The following is a 16496-nucleotide window of genomic DNA, read 5'->3' as shown; positions in this document are numbered from 1 at the left end:
GAGGGGAGATATTCAATGAGCGATTACTACGATCTGGGCACGCATTCCTGTCCGGTAAGCACCTCTTCGCCCGATGCGCAACTGTGGTTCGACCGGGGGCTGGTCTGGACCTATGGCTATAACCACGAAGAGGCCGTCGTCTGTTTTCAGCGCGCGCTAGAGCATGACCCGAACTGCGCCATGGCCCATTGGGGCGTCGCCTATGCGGCGGGGCCGAATTACAACATGCCCTGGGACCTGCACGATGACGCGGGCCGGCAAAAGGCGCTGGCGCTGGCCTATGATGCGACGCAGCTGGCCATGTCTCTTGCGGGCGAATGTACGCCGGTTGAACAAGCGTTGATCCGCGCGCTTCCCGCCCGCTATCCCCAGCGCGAAGCCATTGACGACATGCACAACTGGGATAACGATTTTGCCGATGCTATGCGCGCAGCGTTTGCATCGCAGCCCGCTCATCTGGACCTGCGCACGATCTATGTCGAAGCGCTTTTGAACCTCACTCCCTGGCAAATGTGGGATTTGACGACCGGCCAGCCCGCCGAAGGGGCCGCCACGGTCGAGGCGCAAAAAGCGCTGGAGGAGGCGATGGCTGATGATCCAGCAGCGATGTCTCATCCCGGGTTACTGCATCTTTATGTCCACCTGATGGAGATGTCTCCGACCCCGGAAAAAGCGCTGAAAGCGGGGGATGTTCTGCGGACGCTGGTTCCCGATGCGGGCCATTTGGTGCATATGCCCACCCATATCGATGTGCTGTGCGGCCATTACCAGAACGTCGTCCACTGGAACCAAAAAGCCGTTGAGGCCGACCTGAAATATTACGAACGCGAAGGCGCGTTCAACATCTACACCGGCTACCGCCAGCACAATTATCATTTTGTCATATATGGCGCCCTATTTCTGGGACAGATGGAACCGGCTCTGCGGGCCAATCAGGGATTGTGGGACACCACACCCGAAGACATGCTGCGCATAGAAAGCCCGCCTATGGCGGATTTCTTCGAAAGTTACATGTCAATGGGCCCGCATATCCTGATCCGGTTTGGCCGTTGGGAAGAGGCAATGGCGCTTGAGCTGCCCTCGGACCCCGATCTGTACTGCACTCTCACGGCAACCACGCATTATGCCCGGGCCATTGCTTTTGCCGCCACAGGGCAGGTCAGCGAAGCCGAAGCTGAAGAGCAGTTGTTCCTCGCTGCCAAGGCCCGCGTGCCAGAAACGCGATTGCTGCACAATAACAGTGTGATCGACCTGCTGGACATTGCCCGCGAAATGCTGCGTGGCGAAATCGAGTATCGCATGGAAAACTACGATGCGGCCTACGCCCATCTGCGCCGCTCGGTCGAACTGGACGACACCTTGCCCTATGACGAGCCATGGGGATGGATGCAGCCCACTCGACACGCGTTGGGTGCATTGCTGTTCGAACAAGGGCATACCGCCGAAGCCGAGGCCATATACCGCGAGGATTTGGGGTTGGGCGGTACGCTCAGCCGTGCCTCTGTCCATCCTGACAATGTCTGGAGCCTCAAGGGCCTGCATGACTGCCTGAAGGCGCGCGGTGAGACGGTTGAGATCGTGCAGATCAGGCAACGGCTGGATTTGGCTCTGGCTCGTGCGGACCGGGCTGTTGGCGCGTCCTGTTTCTGTGCTCAAGCCGCCATGAGGGCCGCCGAATGAGATACGCCTTTCTGCTCGCTTTGCTCTGCAGCCCGGCGCTGGCGGATCGACAATCCTTTCCGCCGGTCGACGAGGCCGAGCGGGATGTCACCCTCGTCTCGTTCCGGGCAAACCTGCTGAACATGGTAGCCGAGCGCGACATCGAAGGCGTGCTGTCTGTTGCCTGCCCGGATATTTACCTTAGCCACGGCGGCAATGGCGGCCCGGACGAGCTGCGCGAGTATCTTACTCCCGGACCGGCAACGTCAGAGCAAGATGATGATGACAGGGAAAAGGTCGTTGAAACCTTTTGGTCCGATCTGGAAAACACCCTGACACAGCCTGGCTATTTCAACGAAGATGGCGAGTTCTGGATGCCCCACCAATGGCAGCTCACCCTACCCGCTTCGCTGGATCCGGCGTTGGCCTATTTTGTGACCGCTCAGGATGTAACTCTGCGCAACGCACCAAATCGAGGCGCGGCGATACTGGACCTCATCAGCTATGAGGTCGTCATCATCCGCGACTTCTCTCCCATCGCGCAATACCAGAGGGTTCTGCTGACTGATGGGGGTCAGGGCTATATGCACAGCGATTTCCTGTGGCCCATGACCGGGTTCCGGGCCGCATTGGCGAAATCCGACGCCGGCGACTGGCAGCTGTGCACCTTTGTCAGCGGTGACTAGGCTTTGGCCCTTTTCTTTTCGGCCAGCAGCTTTTCCGCCAGATCACGGGCGATGGCAAAGGCCCCCTTGATCTTGTCGCTGTCCTTCTTCCAATCGCGGCGCACGACGATCTTGTTATCCTTGACCTTGGCCAACCCGCGCTGGTTCTGGATGAACTCGACCAGCCCCTGAGGCGAGGCGAATTTGTCGTTGTGAAACTGGATCGTCGCGCCTTTGGGCCCGCCATCTAGCTTTGCAATCCCCGCCCGTTTGCACATCGCCTTGATGCGCACGACCAGCATCAGGGTGTTGACGTCTTTCGGCAGCGTGCCAAAGCGGTCGATCAATTCAGCGGCGAAGCCTTCCAATTCCACCTTGGTCGACAGCGACGACAAACGGCGATACAGGCCTAGGCGGACATCCAGATCGGGCACATAATCCTCTGGGATCAGGACAGGGACGCCAAGATTGATCTGCGGCGCCCATTGGTCATCTGCATCCGACAGGCCTTCCATCTCACCGGCTTTGATCTTGGCAATCGCCTCCTCCAGCATCGACTGATAGAGTTCATAGCCCACATCGCGCATTTGGCCCGACTGTTCCTCGCCCAACAGGTTACCCGCCCCTCGAATATCAAGGTCCTGAGACGCCAACGTGAACCCCGCCCCCAGCGTGTCGAGCGAGCCCAGAACGCGCAGGCGTTTTTCGGCCGTGGCAGTCAGACGGGCGCGCGGTTTTGTGGTCAGATAGGCATAGGCGCGGGTTTTCGACCGCCCGACCCTGCCGCGGATCTGATAGAGCTGCGCCAGCCCGAACATATCCGCCCGGTGCACAACCATCGTATTTGCAGTCGGGATATCCAGCCCGCTTTCCACAATCGTGGTGGCCAGCAAGACATCGTATTTGCCGTCGTAGAACGCATTCATCCGATCGTCGAGTTCCCCCGCCGCCATCTGCCCATGCGCCACCATATAAGTCAGCTCGGGCAGTTGCTCTTTCAGGAATTCTTCAATCTCGGGTAGGTCCGAGATGCGCGGGACGACATAGAAACTCTGCCCGCCACGGTAATGTTCACGCAGCAGGGCTTCGCGGATCGTGACCGCGTCGAACTCACTGACATAGGTGCGGATCGCCAGCCGGTCGATGGGAGGTGTGCCGATGATCGACAGGTCACGCACGCCGGTCAGGGACAGTTGCAGCGTTCGTGGAATCGGCGTCGCGGTCAGGGTCAGGACATGGATATCGCTACGCAGCTGTTTCAGACGCTCCTTGTGGCCAACACCGAAATGCTGTTCCTCGTCGATGATCAGCAGACCCAGATTGTTGAACCGAATCCCTTTTGCCAGCAAGGCATGGGTGCCGATTACAATATCCACCGTGCCGCGCGCCAACCCATCACGGGTCTGTTGCGCCTCTTTGGCCGAGATGAAGCGGGACAGCTGCCGCACCTCAAGCGGGAAGCCCCGGAAGCGATCCTTGAAGCTGGCCGCGTGCTGACGCGCCAACAGCGTTGTCGGTGCGATCACCGCCACTTGCACGCCCGACATTGCGGCAACGAAAGCGGCACGCATTGCGACCTCGGTCTTGCCAAAGCCCACGTCGCCACAAATCAGACGATCCATCGGCGCGCCGGAATGCATGTCTTCCATGACCTCACCGATTGCGCGCAGCTGATCGTCAGTTTCCTGATAGGGAAAGCGCGCACTGAACTCCTCCCACGCGTGCGGAGGCGGGTCCATGATCGGGGCCTTGCGCAAAGCCCGTTCGGCAGCGATGCGGATCAGTTTATCCGCCATCTCGCGGATGCGCTCTTTCAGCTTGGCCTTCTTGGCCTGCCACGCGCCGCCGCCCAATCGGTCCAGCAGACCCTCATCATGACCGTATCGCGACAGCAGTTCGATGTTTTCGACCGGCAGGTACAGTTTGGATTGTTCTGCGTATTCCAGCAGCAGACATTCATGGGCGGCACCGGCCGCCGTTACGACCTCCATCCCCAGATAACGCCCGATGCCATGATCCACATGGACCACCAAATCACCCGGGCTGAGGGATTGGGTTTCGGTCAGGAAATTCTCGGCCTTGCGGCGCTTTTTGGGCTGCCGGATCAGCCGGTCGCCCAACACATCCTGTTCGGCGATCACGGTCAGGTCGGGCGTTTCGAACCCGTGCTCCAGCGCCCAGACGGCCAGATGCAGCCCGCGTTTGCCGATGCGCGTACCGTCGGGCACAGGGATCGCTTCGGCAAGGCCTTCATCCTCGATCAGCCCAGTCAGACGTTCGCGGGCACCCTCGGAGTAAGACGCAATCAGAACCGGCCCCTTAGCCATTCTGTCCGTGATATGGCTGGCCAGTGCTCCGAACAAGCTGATGCTTTCCTGCTGCCGTTCGGGCGCGAAATTCCGTCCAATCCGTCCACCTGCGTCAATCACCCCGGGCCCAAGGGCCTGAGGCAATGCATTGAATTGCAGAACGCGCCTATCGCCGACAGCTTGTTCCCAAGCAGTGTCATCCAGATACAGTAGGCCCGGTGGTGTCGGTTTATACACCGTGTCCATGCGCGACCGGTTCTCAAGCGCGAGCCGCCGCGTTTCGTATTGATCCGCAATCGTGTCCCACCGCGCCAAACGCGCGGGCGTGACCTGATCATCCAGCGAGATGGTGGCACCGGGCAGATAATCAAACAGCGTTTCCAGCTTTTCGTGAAAGAACGGCAGCCAGTGTTCGATCCCCTGATGCTTGCGCCCTGCGCTAACGGCCTCGTACAGGGGATCATCTGTGCCCGCCGCACCAAACTCGATGCGATAATTTTGCCGAAACCGGGTGATGGCCGCGTCATCTAGAATGACCTCGGACACTGGTGCCAGCTCCACAACAGCCAGCTTTTCGGTCGTACGTTGCGACACCGGATCAAACCGACGTGCTCCATCCAGAACATCCCCGAACAGGTCCAGCCGCACCGGCCCGGATTCGCCGGGCGGGAAAATGTCGATGATACCCCCTCGAACGGCATAATCGCCAGGCTCCATCACGGTCGGGCTTTGGGTGAACCCCATGCGCACAAGGAAATTCCGCAGCGCGGTTTCATCAATGCGGTGATCGACACGGGCGGTAAACGCCGCCTCTCGCAGCACTGCACGGGCGGGCACGCGTTGGGTTGCGGCGTTCAGAGTTGTCAACAGCACGTATTGCTGCGGCATCTGGTGCACAAGTGCAGCAAGGGTGGCCACACGCGCTGCCGAGATATCCGCATTGGGCGATACCCGATCATATGGCAGACAATCCCAACCTGGGAACACAAATACCGGCATGTCAGGCGCAAAAAAGGCAAGCGCCGCGCGCATCGCCTCTAGCCGTTTGTCATCACGCGCAACATGGCACACCGGCCCGCCCGAGCGCGCCAGCTCATTCAGGACAAGCTGTGCGTCAAACCCTTCGGGGGCGCCGCCAACGATTACTTGGTTCGGACCCGTCATCGCCAAGCCTTTCTGATTTTACCAACCCGGGACGCCGATGGAAAAATTCTGGTACATACCCCAAAGCGAAGTGATCAAGATCGAAATCATACCAACTATCTGCGTATAGATCCGGCAGCGCGTAAGAATCTTGGAAATATACTCCAGACTGGGTGTTTCCCGGCGCAGTTTCCGTGCGGCTGATACATTGATCAGCACGACAAGACAAATCGGAAACAGCAACAAAAACACGGCCTGCGCGAATTCGACACCGTAATAGAACCCCAAAGTGGCGAGACCCGTGAACAGAAAACAACTAAACGCTAATATCGCGAGGCCGGATACATCCAATATATAGAGCAATCGGTTTCCGTTAATGCGGACGATATCCATCAAATCCTGTTCCGATTGCCCGCCTACCCGTCTTGCGCGCACAACAAGGTCATACGGCACGCCCATGGCCCAGTGGCTGGCCGATGACCACAACACCGCAAGCCCGATCCAATACCAGAGATTCGAAAAGCTGCGCATGTCGATGAGTTCAAAAATCGAAGAGTATAAGTCCACGCGTCAGCCCTTAATTTCCGTCTTCAGGGACCTTCTTCGCAAAGACGCGTCCATCGTTACCCTTGAGACTACACGGAATTCATGCCACCCAATGCTGGAATTTACAAGGAGAGCGCGTCATGAAACCGACCATTGCCCCCTATCCCCTGGCCCGTTTTCGTCGACCACGCCAATCACAGGCGGTGCGGGCGCTGGTCCGCGAGAATACACTGACCACCGATGATCTGATCTGGCCGGTTTTCGTCCGAGACGGCGAAGGTATTGAAGAGCCTGTCCCCTCGATGCCTGGTGTCATGCGCCGCTCGGTCGATCTGATCGCACAGGCTGCGGTCGAGGCGCAGGCCCTGGGTATCGCGGCAATCTGCATCTTTCCCTACACCGACGCATCCCTAAAGACCGAAGATTGCGCCGAAGCGTGGAACCCCGATAACCTGTCCAACCGAGCCATTCGCGCCATCAAGAAAGCCGCACCCAATATCGCAGTGATGACGGACGTGGCGCTGGACCCATACAATATCAACGGCCACGACGGTTATGTGGTCGATGGTGAGATCATAAACGATCAAACGATCGAGGCGCTGGTAAAGATGACGCTGGCGCAAGCAGATGCGGGCGCCGACATCATCGGCCCGTCAGATATGATGGATGGCCGGATCGGTGAAATGCGGCGCGCCTTGGAAGGCGCAGACCATCACAACGTGATGATCCTCAGCTATGCGGCCAAATATGCGAGTGCGTTCTACGGACCGTTCCGAGATGCAGTGGGCGCCTCGGGCGCGCTGACGGGGGACAAAAAGACCTATCAGATGGACCCCGGAAACTCGGACGAGGCGCTGCGCATGATCGAGCGTGACCTGACCGAAGGCGCAGACATGGTCATGATCAAACCCGGCATGCCCTATTTGGACATCTGCCGCCGGGTCAAGGACACGTTTGGCGCGCCGACCTATGCCTATCAGGTCTCGGGTGAATACGCGATGATACAGGCCGCGGCGCAGAATGGCTGGATCGACGGAGAGAAGGTCATGCTCGAAAGTCTGCTGGCGTTCAAACGCGCGGGCTGCGACGGGATACTGACCTATTTCGCGCCTCAGGCCGCCCGGATCCTGCAGGGCTAATCCCCCGCGTTTCCGCGATTTTTCGCCGACTATCTTTGGTCACTGGGCAGCTTTCCCGTGACACGAGGCGACAATCGGCGTATTCTTGCGGACAAGATCGGGAGCACCCGACAATCAGGCATTTATACAGAGATAAAAAACATGAGCAGTTCCAAACCTACTCGATTAAGCCGTCGTGGCTTTGCTTTTGGCATGGCCGGTCTGTCAGTGACCGCCGCTTGCGGCAATGGCGTCGGCAGTTCCAATGCAGCGACGATTGACGCCCGTGTGGATGCGACATTGAACCAGATGTACGCCACCTACCCCAACACGCTCGAAATCGCGAACAAGGCCAACGGCATGCTGGTCATGCCTCTGATAACCGATGCCGGACTAATCGTCTTTGGCGGTGCCTACGGCACAGGCGCGCTACGCATTCAGGGCGCGACAGTTGATTACTATTCCGCAATTTCGGGAACCGCCGGCCTGCAAATCGGTGCCCAGCAATATGCGCATGTCCTGTTCTTCATGACACAGGATGCGTTGAACGATTTCCGCCGTTCCAGCGGATGGACCGCCGGGGCCGAAGTCGGCTACGTGGTCGATGCGACGGGCGACTCTCTGTCGACCGACACCACCACCCTGCGTTCGCCGGTTCTGGCGGCGGTCTTCGGACAGGCAGGGCTAAAGTTCGGCGCGACGGTCGAAGGCACGAAATACACCCGCATCATTCCCTGATACCGGACTACCCTCCCCCTTCAAGAAACCCCGCTTTCGGCCTTTGGCCCGAGGCGGGGTTTTTCATTCAAACTGCGGTAAACACGCATGTTCTCATGCGGTTCCTCTTTCGATCCGTCCAGCCATCCTCTAGTGTCTACACAATCATAGAGTGAACGGAAATGTGACCGCTGATGGGAATTGTCTTTCGCTGGCTTGTGCGTATCGCCTCGGGCCTTGTTCTGCTGACATTGGCGGCTGTAATGCTGGTGTATTTTCTGGCCAGTCAATCCCTGCCGGATTACGATCAGACCGTTAAAGTTGATGGCCTGACTGCGCCGGTTGAGGTTGTCAGGGATACAGCGAATGTTCCCCATATTCTGGGCGCATCAGACCCGGATGTCTTCTTTGGGCTTGGCTATGCCCATGCACAGGATCGCCTCTGGCAGATGACCGTTCTGCGCCGGACAGCGCAGGGCCGATTGTCCGAAGTCTTTGGCGCTCGCACTGTTCATATCGACAAGCTGTTGCGACGGTTTGATCTGTACGGGCTTGCACACCGGTCGGTACAAGCCCAGGACGACTATACCAAAGAGGCCCTGCGCGCTTATGCCGCCGGGGTGAATGCACGACTTGCCGAGATTAACGAAAACGCATTGGGCCGCGGTGCGCCAGAGATGTTTTTGTTCAATGCGCCTGTATCGCCCTGGCAACCGGGCGACAGCCTGGCCGTCATCAAACTCATGAGCCTGCAACTTTCTGGCCATCTTGAGGATGAAGTGCTGCGCGCGCGCACATCGCTTATGCTGGATGACCAGACCCGACTGACGGATATTCTGCCTGATGTTCCCGGGCCGGGAATCGCCGCTCTGCCCGAATACGCCACCTTGTTTCCTAACCTGCCCAGATATGCGGCCGGATCGTCGATGCCGGACACGCCCATCTCGCCCTTTCCAAAGCGCGGATTGGCCGGAGCATCGAACGCATGGTCTGCCGCGCCCACAAGATCTGCCAGCGGAGGGACGCTTCTGGCCAATGACCCGCATTTGGGTTTCACAGCGCCGGGTATCTGGTATCTGGCCCGTCTGGAACTGGCCAAAGGCGGCGTGATCGGTGCCACGATCCCCGGCATCCCGGCGGTGATGACCGGACGCAGTGATCGGCTGGGCTGGGGTTTGACCTCATCCTATCTGGATGATCAGGACATCCATATCGAGCAGTTGAACCCAGAAAACCCCGAGGAATACCTGACCCCCGAAGGATACAAGACCTTTCGCAGCCGCCCTTCGATCATCGAGATCAAAGACGAAGCCCCAATCACTCTGACCCTGCGTTGGACCGAGAACGGACCGGTTCTGCCGGGCACCCATTACGATCTTGGGACGATCACGCCGCCGGGTCATGTCGCCTCGCTGTCCTGGACAGCCCTGAGCGCACGGGACACTTCCATGTCAGCCTCAATGGCGCTGATGAATGCGGACACTGTCCGACAAGCCATCACCGCAGCCGAGCTGTTCATGGCGCCATCTCAGAACCTGTCATTGGTCGACAAGGACACGATCGGCATGAAGCTGATCGGTGCAATGCCGCACCGTGCCGCAAAGAACCAAAGCCGGGGGCGTATTCCGACGCCTGGCTGGCTGGCCGAAAACCGGTGGCAAGGCCGCCTGCCCTATGCTGACAACCCCGAATTCGTCGCACCTGCGGGCGGCATTCTGGGCAACACAAACAACAAGATCATCGACCGGCCATTTCCCGAACATGTCTCGTATGAATGGGGGGATACGCAGCGCATCCATCGCTGGGAACGGCTGATGCAATCGCGCGAGGTACACACGCGCGACAGCTTTATCGAGGCACAGCTGGACACGGTCAGCTTTACCGCGCGCTCTCTGCTTCCGCTGATCGGGGCTGATCTGTGGTACACCGGCGCCTCTGCCCCCGAAGGTACCCAGGAACGCCAGCGCCAGATCGCGCTGAACCTTTTGGCCGAGTGGAATGGTGAGATGAATGAACACCTGCCAGAACCCCTGATCTATGCTGCTTGGGTTCGGGCGCTGCAAATCCGGTTGATCGCAGATGAGCTTGGCCCCCTGGCGGCTGAATACAAACATGTCGAACCACTGTTCATCGAACGTGTCTATCGCGACATCGACGGAGCTTCGGCCTGGTGTAATGTGCGTCAGAGCGCGCCGACAGAGACCTGCACCGATATGGCGCGCATGGCGCTGGACGATGCGCTGATCTGGATTTCCGAAAAATACGGAGGATCACTGGAATCTCTACGCTGGGGTGACGCGCACCAAGCGACACATGACCACCCGGTTCTGGGATCGGTTCCGGTGTTGCGATTCTTTGTGAATATCCGACAGTCCACCAGTGGTGGCGACAACACCCTGCTGCGCGGCAGAACATCGGGCGAAGGCCCCGATCCGTTTCAGAACGTGCACGGTGCAGGCTATCGCGGCGTATATGATTTTGCGGATCCCGACAGCTCGGTCTTTATCACGGCTACGGGCCAGTCAGGTCACTTCCTGTCGCGCTACTATGACGATCAGGCCCAGCTTTGGCGTCGGGGTGAATACATCCCGATGTCCCTGGACCTCGACCTGGCACATGCAGCCGCCGTCGGAGTGACCACCCTTATCCCCCGCTAAGTTCCGTGCTTCGGCAAGACCTCGCCCGTTTATTTTCCATCGCGTGGACGCTGAATGGCGTTTGGCATACGATCCATAGGCCTAGGATTTGTGTGCGGGGGACCAAATGGCCAGTATCCGGGATAAGCTGAACAATCTCGCGCGAGATTATGCGATCGCCTGGAGCTCGGGCGACCCCGAGGCCGTTGCCAGTTTCTATGCGCCCGACGGACAGATCACGATCAACCGTGGAGAACCGATCATTGGCCGCGCTGCGGTGGCGGAAATGGCGCGCGGGTTTTACACTGATTTCCCCGATCTTGAGGTCCGCTGCGACATGTTTCGCTGGGCGGGAAGCCACGCAATATTTGTCTGGACCCTTGAAGGGCACCATTCCAAAACCGGCAATCACGTCGTGACGCGGGGCTGGGAAGAATGGGAAATGACCGACACCAACCAGGTCCAGAACTCTTTGGGTTGGTTCGATGCCGAGGATTTTCAGCGCCAGATTGACGGCTGATCACGGACCACTTTGTTCGATGGGTATAGGAAAGTTCTTCCCCAGTCAGGGTTCAAAGCGCTGCGTATTGCGAAGCTTGTTTCTCTGTCCACAGCACGTCGATCACAAAGCCATCTTCGGTCTGCTTTTCGGACTGCACGACCTCCTGGCGGAACAACCACGCGCGCTTGTTGCCTTCGGCAAATCCCAGTTCCAGCGTTGCCTCAGAACGTACGCCCTGTAGCGTGACGGCAATTTCCGCCAAAAGCGGGGCGATCCCTTCGCCGGTGACGGCTGAAATCGCGAAAATCCCCTGATCCCGCTCTGCCCGCGCCATCGCGGCTTCGCGCTCATCCGGGGACAGCAGGTCGATCTTGTTCCAGACCTCAATCCGGGGCCGCGTATCGTCAATACCCAGTGAAGTCAGGATAGTTTCGACATCCTTCGCCTGCGCCTCAGATCCATCGTGGCTGATATCGCGCACATGAACCACGATATCAGCGCCCAACACTTCCTCCAGCGTGGCCCGGAATGAGGCGACCAATTCGGTGGGCAGGTTCGAAATGAATCCCACCGTGTCCGACAGGATCACTTCGGGACCGTCAGGCAGTTCGACCCGACGCATGGTGGGGTCCAAGGTGGCGAACAACATGTCCTTGGCCATGACATCGGCCCCGGTCAGGCGGTTGAACAGGGTTGATTTGCCCGCGTTGGTATAACCTACCAACGCCACAATCGGATATGGCACCTTGGCCCGCGCGGCGCGATGCAGCGTGCGGGTCTTGACCACCTTCTGCAACTGACGACGCAAGCGCACCAGTTGTTCATCAATGGCCCGACGGTCAGCTTCGATCTGGGTCTCACCCGGGCCACCCACAAAGCCCAATCCGCCCCGCTGCCGTTCCAGGTGGGTCCAGGCACGCACCAGCCGGGTCCGCTGGTAACTCAGCGCGGCCATTTCCACCTGCAAAACGCCCTCACGGGTGCGCGCACGGTCGCTGAAGATTTCGAGGATCAGCCCGGTCCGGTCGAGGATCTTGACCTTCCACGCCTTTTCAAGATTGCGTTGCTGAACGGGCGTAACCGATCCGTCGATCAAAACCAGCTCGACTTCGTTCTCGTGCAACCGTTCGGCCAGTTCCTCGATCTTGCCGCTACCGAACAGAAAACCGGCCTGCGCTCGAGGTAAGCGCACAACTTCGGATCCGATCACATCAAGGTCGGGCAATGCAGCGGCCAGCGCCACCGCTTCTGCCAGCGCCGGTCCTGGAACGCGGCGCTGTTCATCTGATTTGATTTCCGGATGCAGCACCCACGCTCGGGTGCGCACCCTTTCATGTTCCATCAAGAGGCGTCTTCGCCCTCATACAGGCTGATCGGCTGCGATGGCATGATGGTCGAAATCGCGTGTTTGTAGACCAGCTGCGACTGTCCGTCGCGGCGCAACAATACGCAGAAGTTGTCGAACCAGGTGATCACACCCTGCAATTTCACACCGTTGATCAGGAAAATTGTGACCGGGACTTTTGCTTTCCGTACATTATTCAGGAACGCGTCCTGCAGATTCTGTCTGTCCGAAGCCATATTCTTATAATCTCGCCATTGTTCTTGCTACGCGCTGCGGACCAACGCGCTCCCTCCGGCGGAGTATGGAGTGTCGTTAACCGATATTCCAGATGAAAAATCAGTCACTAGCATGGTTATTGTTTCTTAACCCCTCAATAGAGCGGGTGTGATCAAGGCAATAATCGCCAGCGTTTCCAATCTGCCGATCACCATAGCGGCACACATGGTCAGCTTGGCACCGCCCGAAAGGTCGATCAATCGGATAGGAACATCGGTTGCCAATTCGATCAACGGCCCTGTCGTGCTCAGCGCTGCAACGCTAAGCACCATAGCGTGTTCGAACCCCGTACCCATGGCAGCAAGCAACACATTGAACACAGCAGCTGTCAGGGCAAACATCATGAAAAATATCCAAGCGATAAAGGCCCCATCGCTTTGGATGCGGCGGTTTCCACCACCTACTCCGCTGACCGAAGACGGATAAATCAAACGGTCAATTTCGCGCGCGCCGTTAAGGTACAGAGCAAAAACCCGCAACAGCTTTACCCCGCCCGCCGTTGTTGCAACTCCACCGCCGATCAGCGCAAGCCCCATCAGGATCAATCCCGGGGTGCCCAGACCGGAAATTTGCTGGGCATCATCCCAGTTCGCACTTTCGAACCCCGCGGTTGTCAGAAATGACAAGACCGTAAAAATCATGCCCCAAATTACGCTCAACGCCTGAAGAGGTTCCATCTGGCCGCCAATTTCGCTGACGCCGGCAAGAACCCTGAAGAAAAGCAGCGCCGCTACGCCTGCAACGATCATGAGCCCGATCCGGAACTCGGGGTCCTTATCCAGCCGCGAATATCCTGAGGTAGCTGTGTCCGAGGAAAAGGTAAGCCGCGACAAAGCGAAGAACAGGAACAGAAACAGGATGGCCTCACCGGTTACGCCGGCCTGCGCTCCCTCAAGCCCACCAACCGGTGAGATACCCGATGTGGCCATGGTCGACATCGCATGACAGATGGCGGTCAGGCCCTGCTCTCCTGCGATCACGAGCAACAGCCAAATGACAGCGGTCAGCCCGACATAAACCGGCGTCAAAGTCAGCGTGACGCGGATAAGACGCCCGCGCGGGTCTACCATCTCGCTTTGCGCCACGCCTGAAACCGGGCGACCGGGTTGACCACGGGCTGTCACCTCGAACCCGCCCAGCGACAACGGCGCGAGGATCGCGGCCGCTGAAATCCACATCAAAAGCCCGCCCATCCATCCGACCTGAGCCCGCCAAAGGTGTAACGGCGCCGACAACCGGTCTGGATCAGGAAACAAATCAGCCCCGGTAGTGGTCAATGCGCTGACCATGTCGAAATAGGCGTTCAGAAAGCTCGTATTACCCAACGCATCATGCAGAGGGATCGCAAGAAACAAGGGCAATACGGTGAAACAGCCTAACAAGACCGCCAACTGGCCCAATGTCCCTCGGCGCGGCATTCTGTTGGATGTTGCCAGCGAGATGATCCCGACCACGAACAACCCCAGCAACCCGGAATAGAAGAACGACCGGGACGTTTCGTGATCATCCAGCACCAGCGCAAATATGGCAGGCATCCACATAGCGGCGGCAAAAATACCCCAGAGCAGAAGAAACAGCGGCAATCGCCGAATGAGGCTAACCTGTTTTTTCCGTGCATGCGCCATCAGAAGAAATCGATCGAGACCTGCATCAGCCGTTCCACCTCGGGCACGTCTTTGGCTAAGGCAAAAATCGCCACCACATCCTTTTCTTCAATCCTGAGACTACCGGTGGGGCGCAACATCTCATCGCCCTTACGCACTGCGCCAACCAGCACACCTTCGGGGAAATCAATGTCGCGCAGCCTCTGCCCGGCCATGGGCGAGGTTGAAAGTACTTCGGCCTCGATCACTTCGGCCTCGGCATCGCCGATGGAATAAACCTGCCGCACGCGTCCGTGCCGAATATGGCGCAGAATCGAACTGACGGTGGTGGCGCGGGGGTTGATATAGGCGTCGATACCCAGCGGCCCCATCAGGGCAACCATGCTGGGATCATTGATCAGTGCAATCGCCAGAGCACAGCCTTCGGCCTTGGCACGCACGGCAACCAGCATATTTACACGGTCATCATCCGTGACGGCCAACATTGCATCCGCGCGTTCGATGCCAGCTTCGCGCAGCAGCGCCGCGTCCAGACCATCACCGTGAAGGACAATCGTTCGCTCAAGCGCTTCGGCTGCCACTTCCGCACAGTGGCGGTCTCGTTCAATTATCTTGGCACGCACGCGGCTTTCACGTTCTTCCAATGTCCGAGCAACTTCAAGACCAACATTGCCGCCGCCGACAATCACCACCCGGTCCTGCCGTTTTTGCGCCTTGCCGAAAACCTCCATCGTACGGTCCACGTCTTTGACATTGCTAAAGACATAGCATTCGTCACCGACAAACAGCTGGTCCTCGGATTCCGGTGCAAACAGCGTACCCTCGCGCCGGACACCCACCACGATAGAGCTGAGCGTCGAAAACAGATCGGTCAGTTGCCGCAATGGCGTGTTCACGATCGGGCAATCCTCGGCGATGCGTATGCCAAGCAACTGCGCTTTGCCGTCCATGAACATCTCGGTGTCAAATGCGGATGGGGCAGACAACCGGCGCATCGCCGCGGCGGCAACCTCGCGCTCGGGGCTGATCACCACATCAATCGGCAGGTGATCGCGGCGATACAGATCCGAATGAATCGCCTCGAGATAGGATTTCGACCGAAGCCGGGCGATTTTGCGCTGAATGGAGAAAACCGAATGTGCCATCTGACAGGTGACCATGTTCACCTCGTCCGAATGGGTGGCAGCAATAATCATATCCGCATCGCGCGCGCCCGCTCGGTTCAGAACATCCGGATAGCTTGCAAATCCCGCAATCCCCTGAACATCCAAGGTTTCGGTCGCCCGTCGCACCAGATCAGGATTGTTGTCAACCACAGTAACGTCGTTCAACTCGCCCGAAAGATGCCGTGCAATCTGCCAGCCAACCTGACCCGCACCGCAAATGATGACCTTCATGCTATTGGCCCTTCTGCCTGAAATCTTTGAATGACAGATGCCCCCCAGACGGTCAATTAGTTTGTAACACAAGCAAAGCTGAGGCAAGGTAAGCGTATGAAAACAATAGCTCTCACGATTTCTTTGACTCTGTTGCTAACTGCGTGTGGGCCGCTTTCCCTGTATTATCAAGAGGGCGAGACAGTTTCGCAAATGCAGTCGGAAACGACCGGATGTCAGGTTCAGTCCCTCAAAGACGCCCCCGTTGCCAATCAGGTGCGACAAGGGGCACCAACCTATTGGCCAGGTCGCACCTACTGCGATGGTCGGGGAAGGTGTCATCGCACCGGAGGCTGGTGGCAGCCCGGTCAGATCTATACGGTCGATGTGAACAAAGGGCTGCGCAACAAGCTGGAAGCACAATGCATGGCGCAGAAAGGCTATCGCCCGGTCAGCCTTCCGCCTTGCAAGCAGGGCGTAAAGTCGCGTGTTGCTGCGGTCCCAACAACACAGCTGCCACCGCTCAGCACCGATTCATGTTTCGTCAAATTCGACAACGGAACGTTTCAGATAATTACCCCAGGTCAGGCAGGGTAAAGG

The 16496-nt window shown here is 58.3% G+C and carries 13 protein-coding genes; 7 read left to right on the top strand and 6 right to left on the bottom strand.

All coding sequences use genetic code 11. The features are described 5' to 3' along the window. Nucleotides 1-15 precede the first annotated feature (15 nt). Complete coding sequence (locus tag AC2FHW_RS05120; protein ID WP_496821519.1) at nt 16-1680, top strand: hypothetical protein; 1665 nt, start codon at nt 16-18, stop codon at nt 1678-1680. Next, nucleotides 1677-2345 carry an SH3 domain-containing protein gene (locus AC2FHW_RS05115; protein ID WP_496821518.1) on the top strand — a complete coding sequence of 223 codons (669 nt, stop codon included), beginning with the start codon at nt 1677-1679 and terminating at the stop codon, nt 2343-2345. Before AC2FHW_RS05120 ends, AC2FHW_RS05115 begins: the two co-directional genes overlap by 4 nt. On the opposite strand, the gene mfd is transcribed toward AC2FHW_RS05115, so the two are convergent. Both mfd and AC2FHW_RS05105 read right to left on the bottom strand, forming a co-directional pair. Next, nucleotides 2342-5797 carry a transcription-repair coupling factor gene (gene mfd / locus AC2FHW_RS05110; RefSeq protein WP_496821517.1) on the bottom strand — a complete coding sequence of 1152 codons (3456 nt, stop codon included), beginning with the start codon at nt 5795-5797 and terminating at the stop codon, nt 2342-2344. The two genes, AC2FHW_RS05115 and mfd, sit on opposite strands and share 4 nt — an antisense overlap. A gap of 18 nt (nt 5798-5815) precedes the next feature. Then, nucleotides 5816-6343, bottom strand: coding sequence for a component of SufBCD complex (locus AC2FHW_RS05105; RefSeq protein ID WP_142633539.1), 528 nt, complete (start codon nt 6341-6343; stop codon nt 5816-5818). Nucleotides 6344-6462: 119 nt separating this feature from the next. Between AC2FHW_RS05105 and hemB the strand changes: the two genes are divergently transcribed. From hemB to AC2FHW_RS05085, 4 genes are all read left to right on the top strand, one after another. Continuing rightward, nucleotides 6463-7461: a porphobilinogen synthase gene (gene hemB, locus AC2FHW_RS05100; RefSeq protein ID WP_496675841.1), complete on the top strand. Its 999-nt coding sequence runs from the start codon at nt 6463-6465 to the stop codon at nt 7459-7461. Between the two features lie 141 nt (nt 7462-7602). After that, nucleotides 7603-8178 carry a lipid-binding SYLF domain-containing protein gene (locus tag AC2FHW_RS05095; protein WP_142633534.1) on the top strand — a complete coding sequence of 192 codons (576 nt, stop codon included), beginning with the start codon at nt 7603-7605 and terminating at the stop codon, nt 8176-8178. Between the two features lie 173 nt (nt 8179-8351). Beyond that, nucleotides 8352-10814, top strand: a complete 2463-nt coding sequence (locus AC2FHW_RS05090) for a penicillin acylase family protein (protein WP_496821516.1) — start codon at nt 8352-8354, stop codon at nt 10812-10814. A gap of 106 nt (nt 10815-10920) precedes the next feature. Next, entirely contained in the window at nt 10921-11313 is a 393-nt protein-coding gene (locus AC2FHW_RS05085) for an SgcJ/EcaC family oxidoreductase (RefSeq protein ID WP_496691158.1), read from the top strand. 52 nt (nt 11314-11365) lie between these two features. On the opposite strand, the gene hflX is transcribed toward AC2FHW_RS05085, so the two are convergent. The 4 genes from hflX to trkA form a co-directional block, all read right to left on the bottom strand. After that, nucleotides 11366-12637: a GTPase HflX gene (hflX, locus tag AC2FHW_RS05080; RefSeq protein WP_496675852.1), complete on the bottom strand. Its 1272-nt coding sequence runs from the start codon at nt 12635-12637 to the stop codon at nt 11366-11368. After that, the gene (gene hfq, locus AC2FHW_RS05075) at nt 12637-12876 is read right to left on the bottom strand and encodes an RNA chaperone Hfq (RefSeq protein ID WP_010440340.1); all 240 of its coding nucleotides are present in this window, start codon (nt 12874-12876) and stop codon (nt 12637-12639) included. Before hfq ends, hflX begins: the two co-directional genes overlap by 1 nt. A 126-nt stretch (nt 12877-13002) precedes the next feature. Then, entirely contained in the window at nt 13003-14541 is a 1539-nt protein-coding gene (locus tag AC2FHW_RS05070) for a TrkH family potassium uptake protein (RefSeq protein ID WP_142633526.1), read from the bottom strand. Then, the gene (gene trkA, locus AC2FHW_RS05065) at nt 14541-15917 is read right to left on the bottom strand and encodes a Trk system potassium transporter TrkA (RefSeq protein WP_142633524.1); all 1377 of its coding nucleotides are present in this window, start codon (nt 15915-15917) and stop codon (nt 14541-14543) included. Before trkA ends, AC2FHW_RS05070 begins: the two co-directional genes overlap by 1 nt. 96 nt (nt 15918-16013) lie before the next feature. On the opposite strand from trkA, the gene AC2FHW_RS05060 reads away from it, so the two are divergent. Further along, nucleotides 16014-16493 carry a hypothetical protein gene (locus tag AC2FHW_RS05060; RefSeq protein WP_142633522.1) on the top strand — a complete coding sequence of 160 codons (480 nt, stop codon included), beginning with the start codon at nt 16014-16016 and terminating at the stop codon, nt 16491-16493. Nucleotides 16494-16496 lie beyond the last annotated feature (3 nt).

This window comes from Ruegeria sp. YTSA108, assembly GCF_059610185.1.
This window is presented reverse-complemented; position numbering and strand designations above follow the sequence as displayed.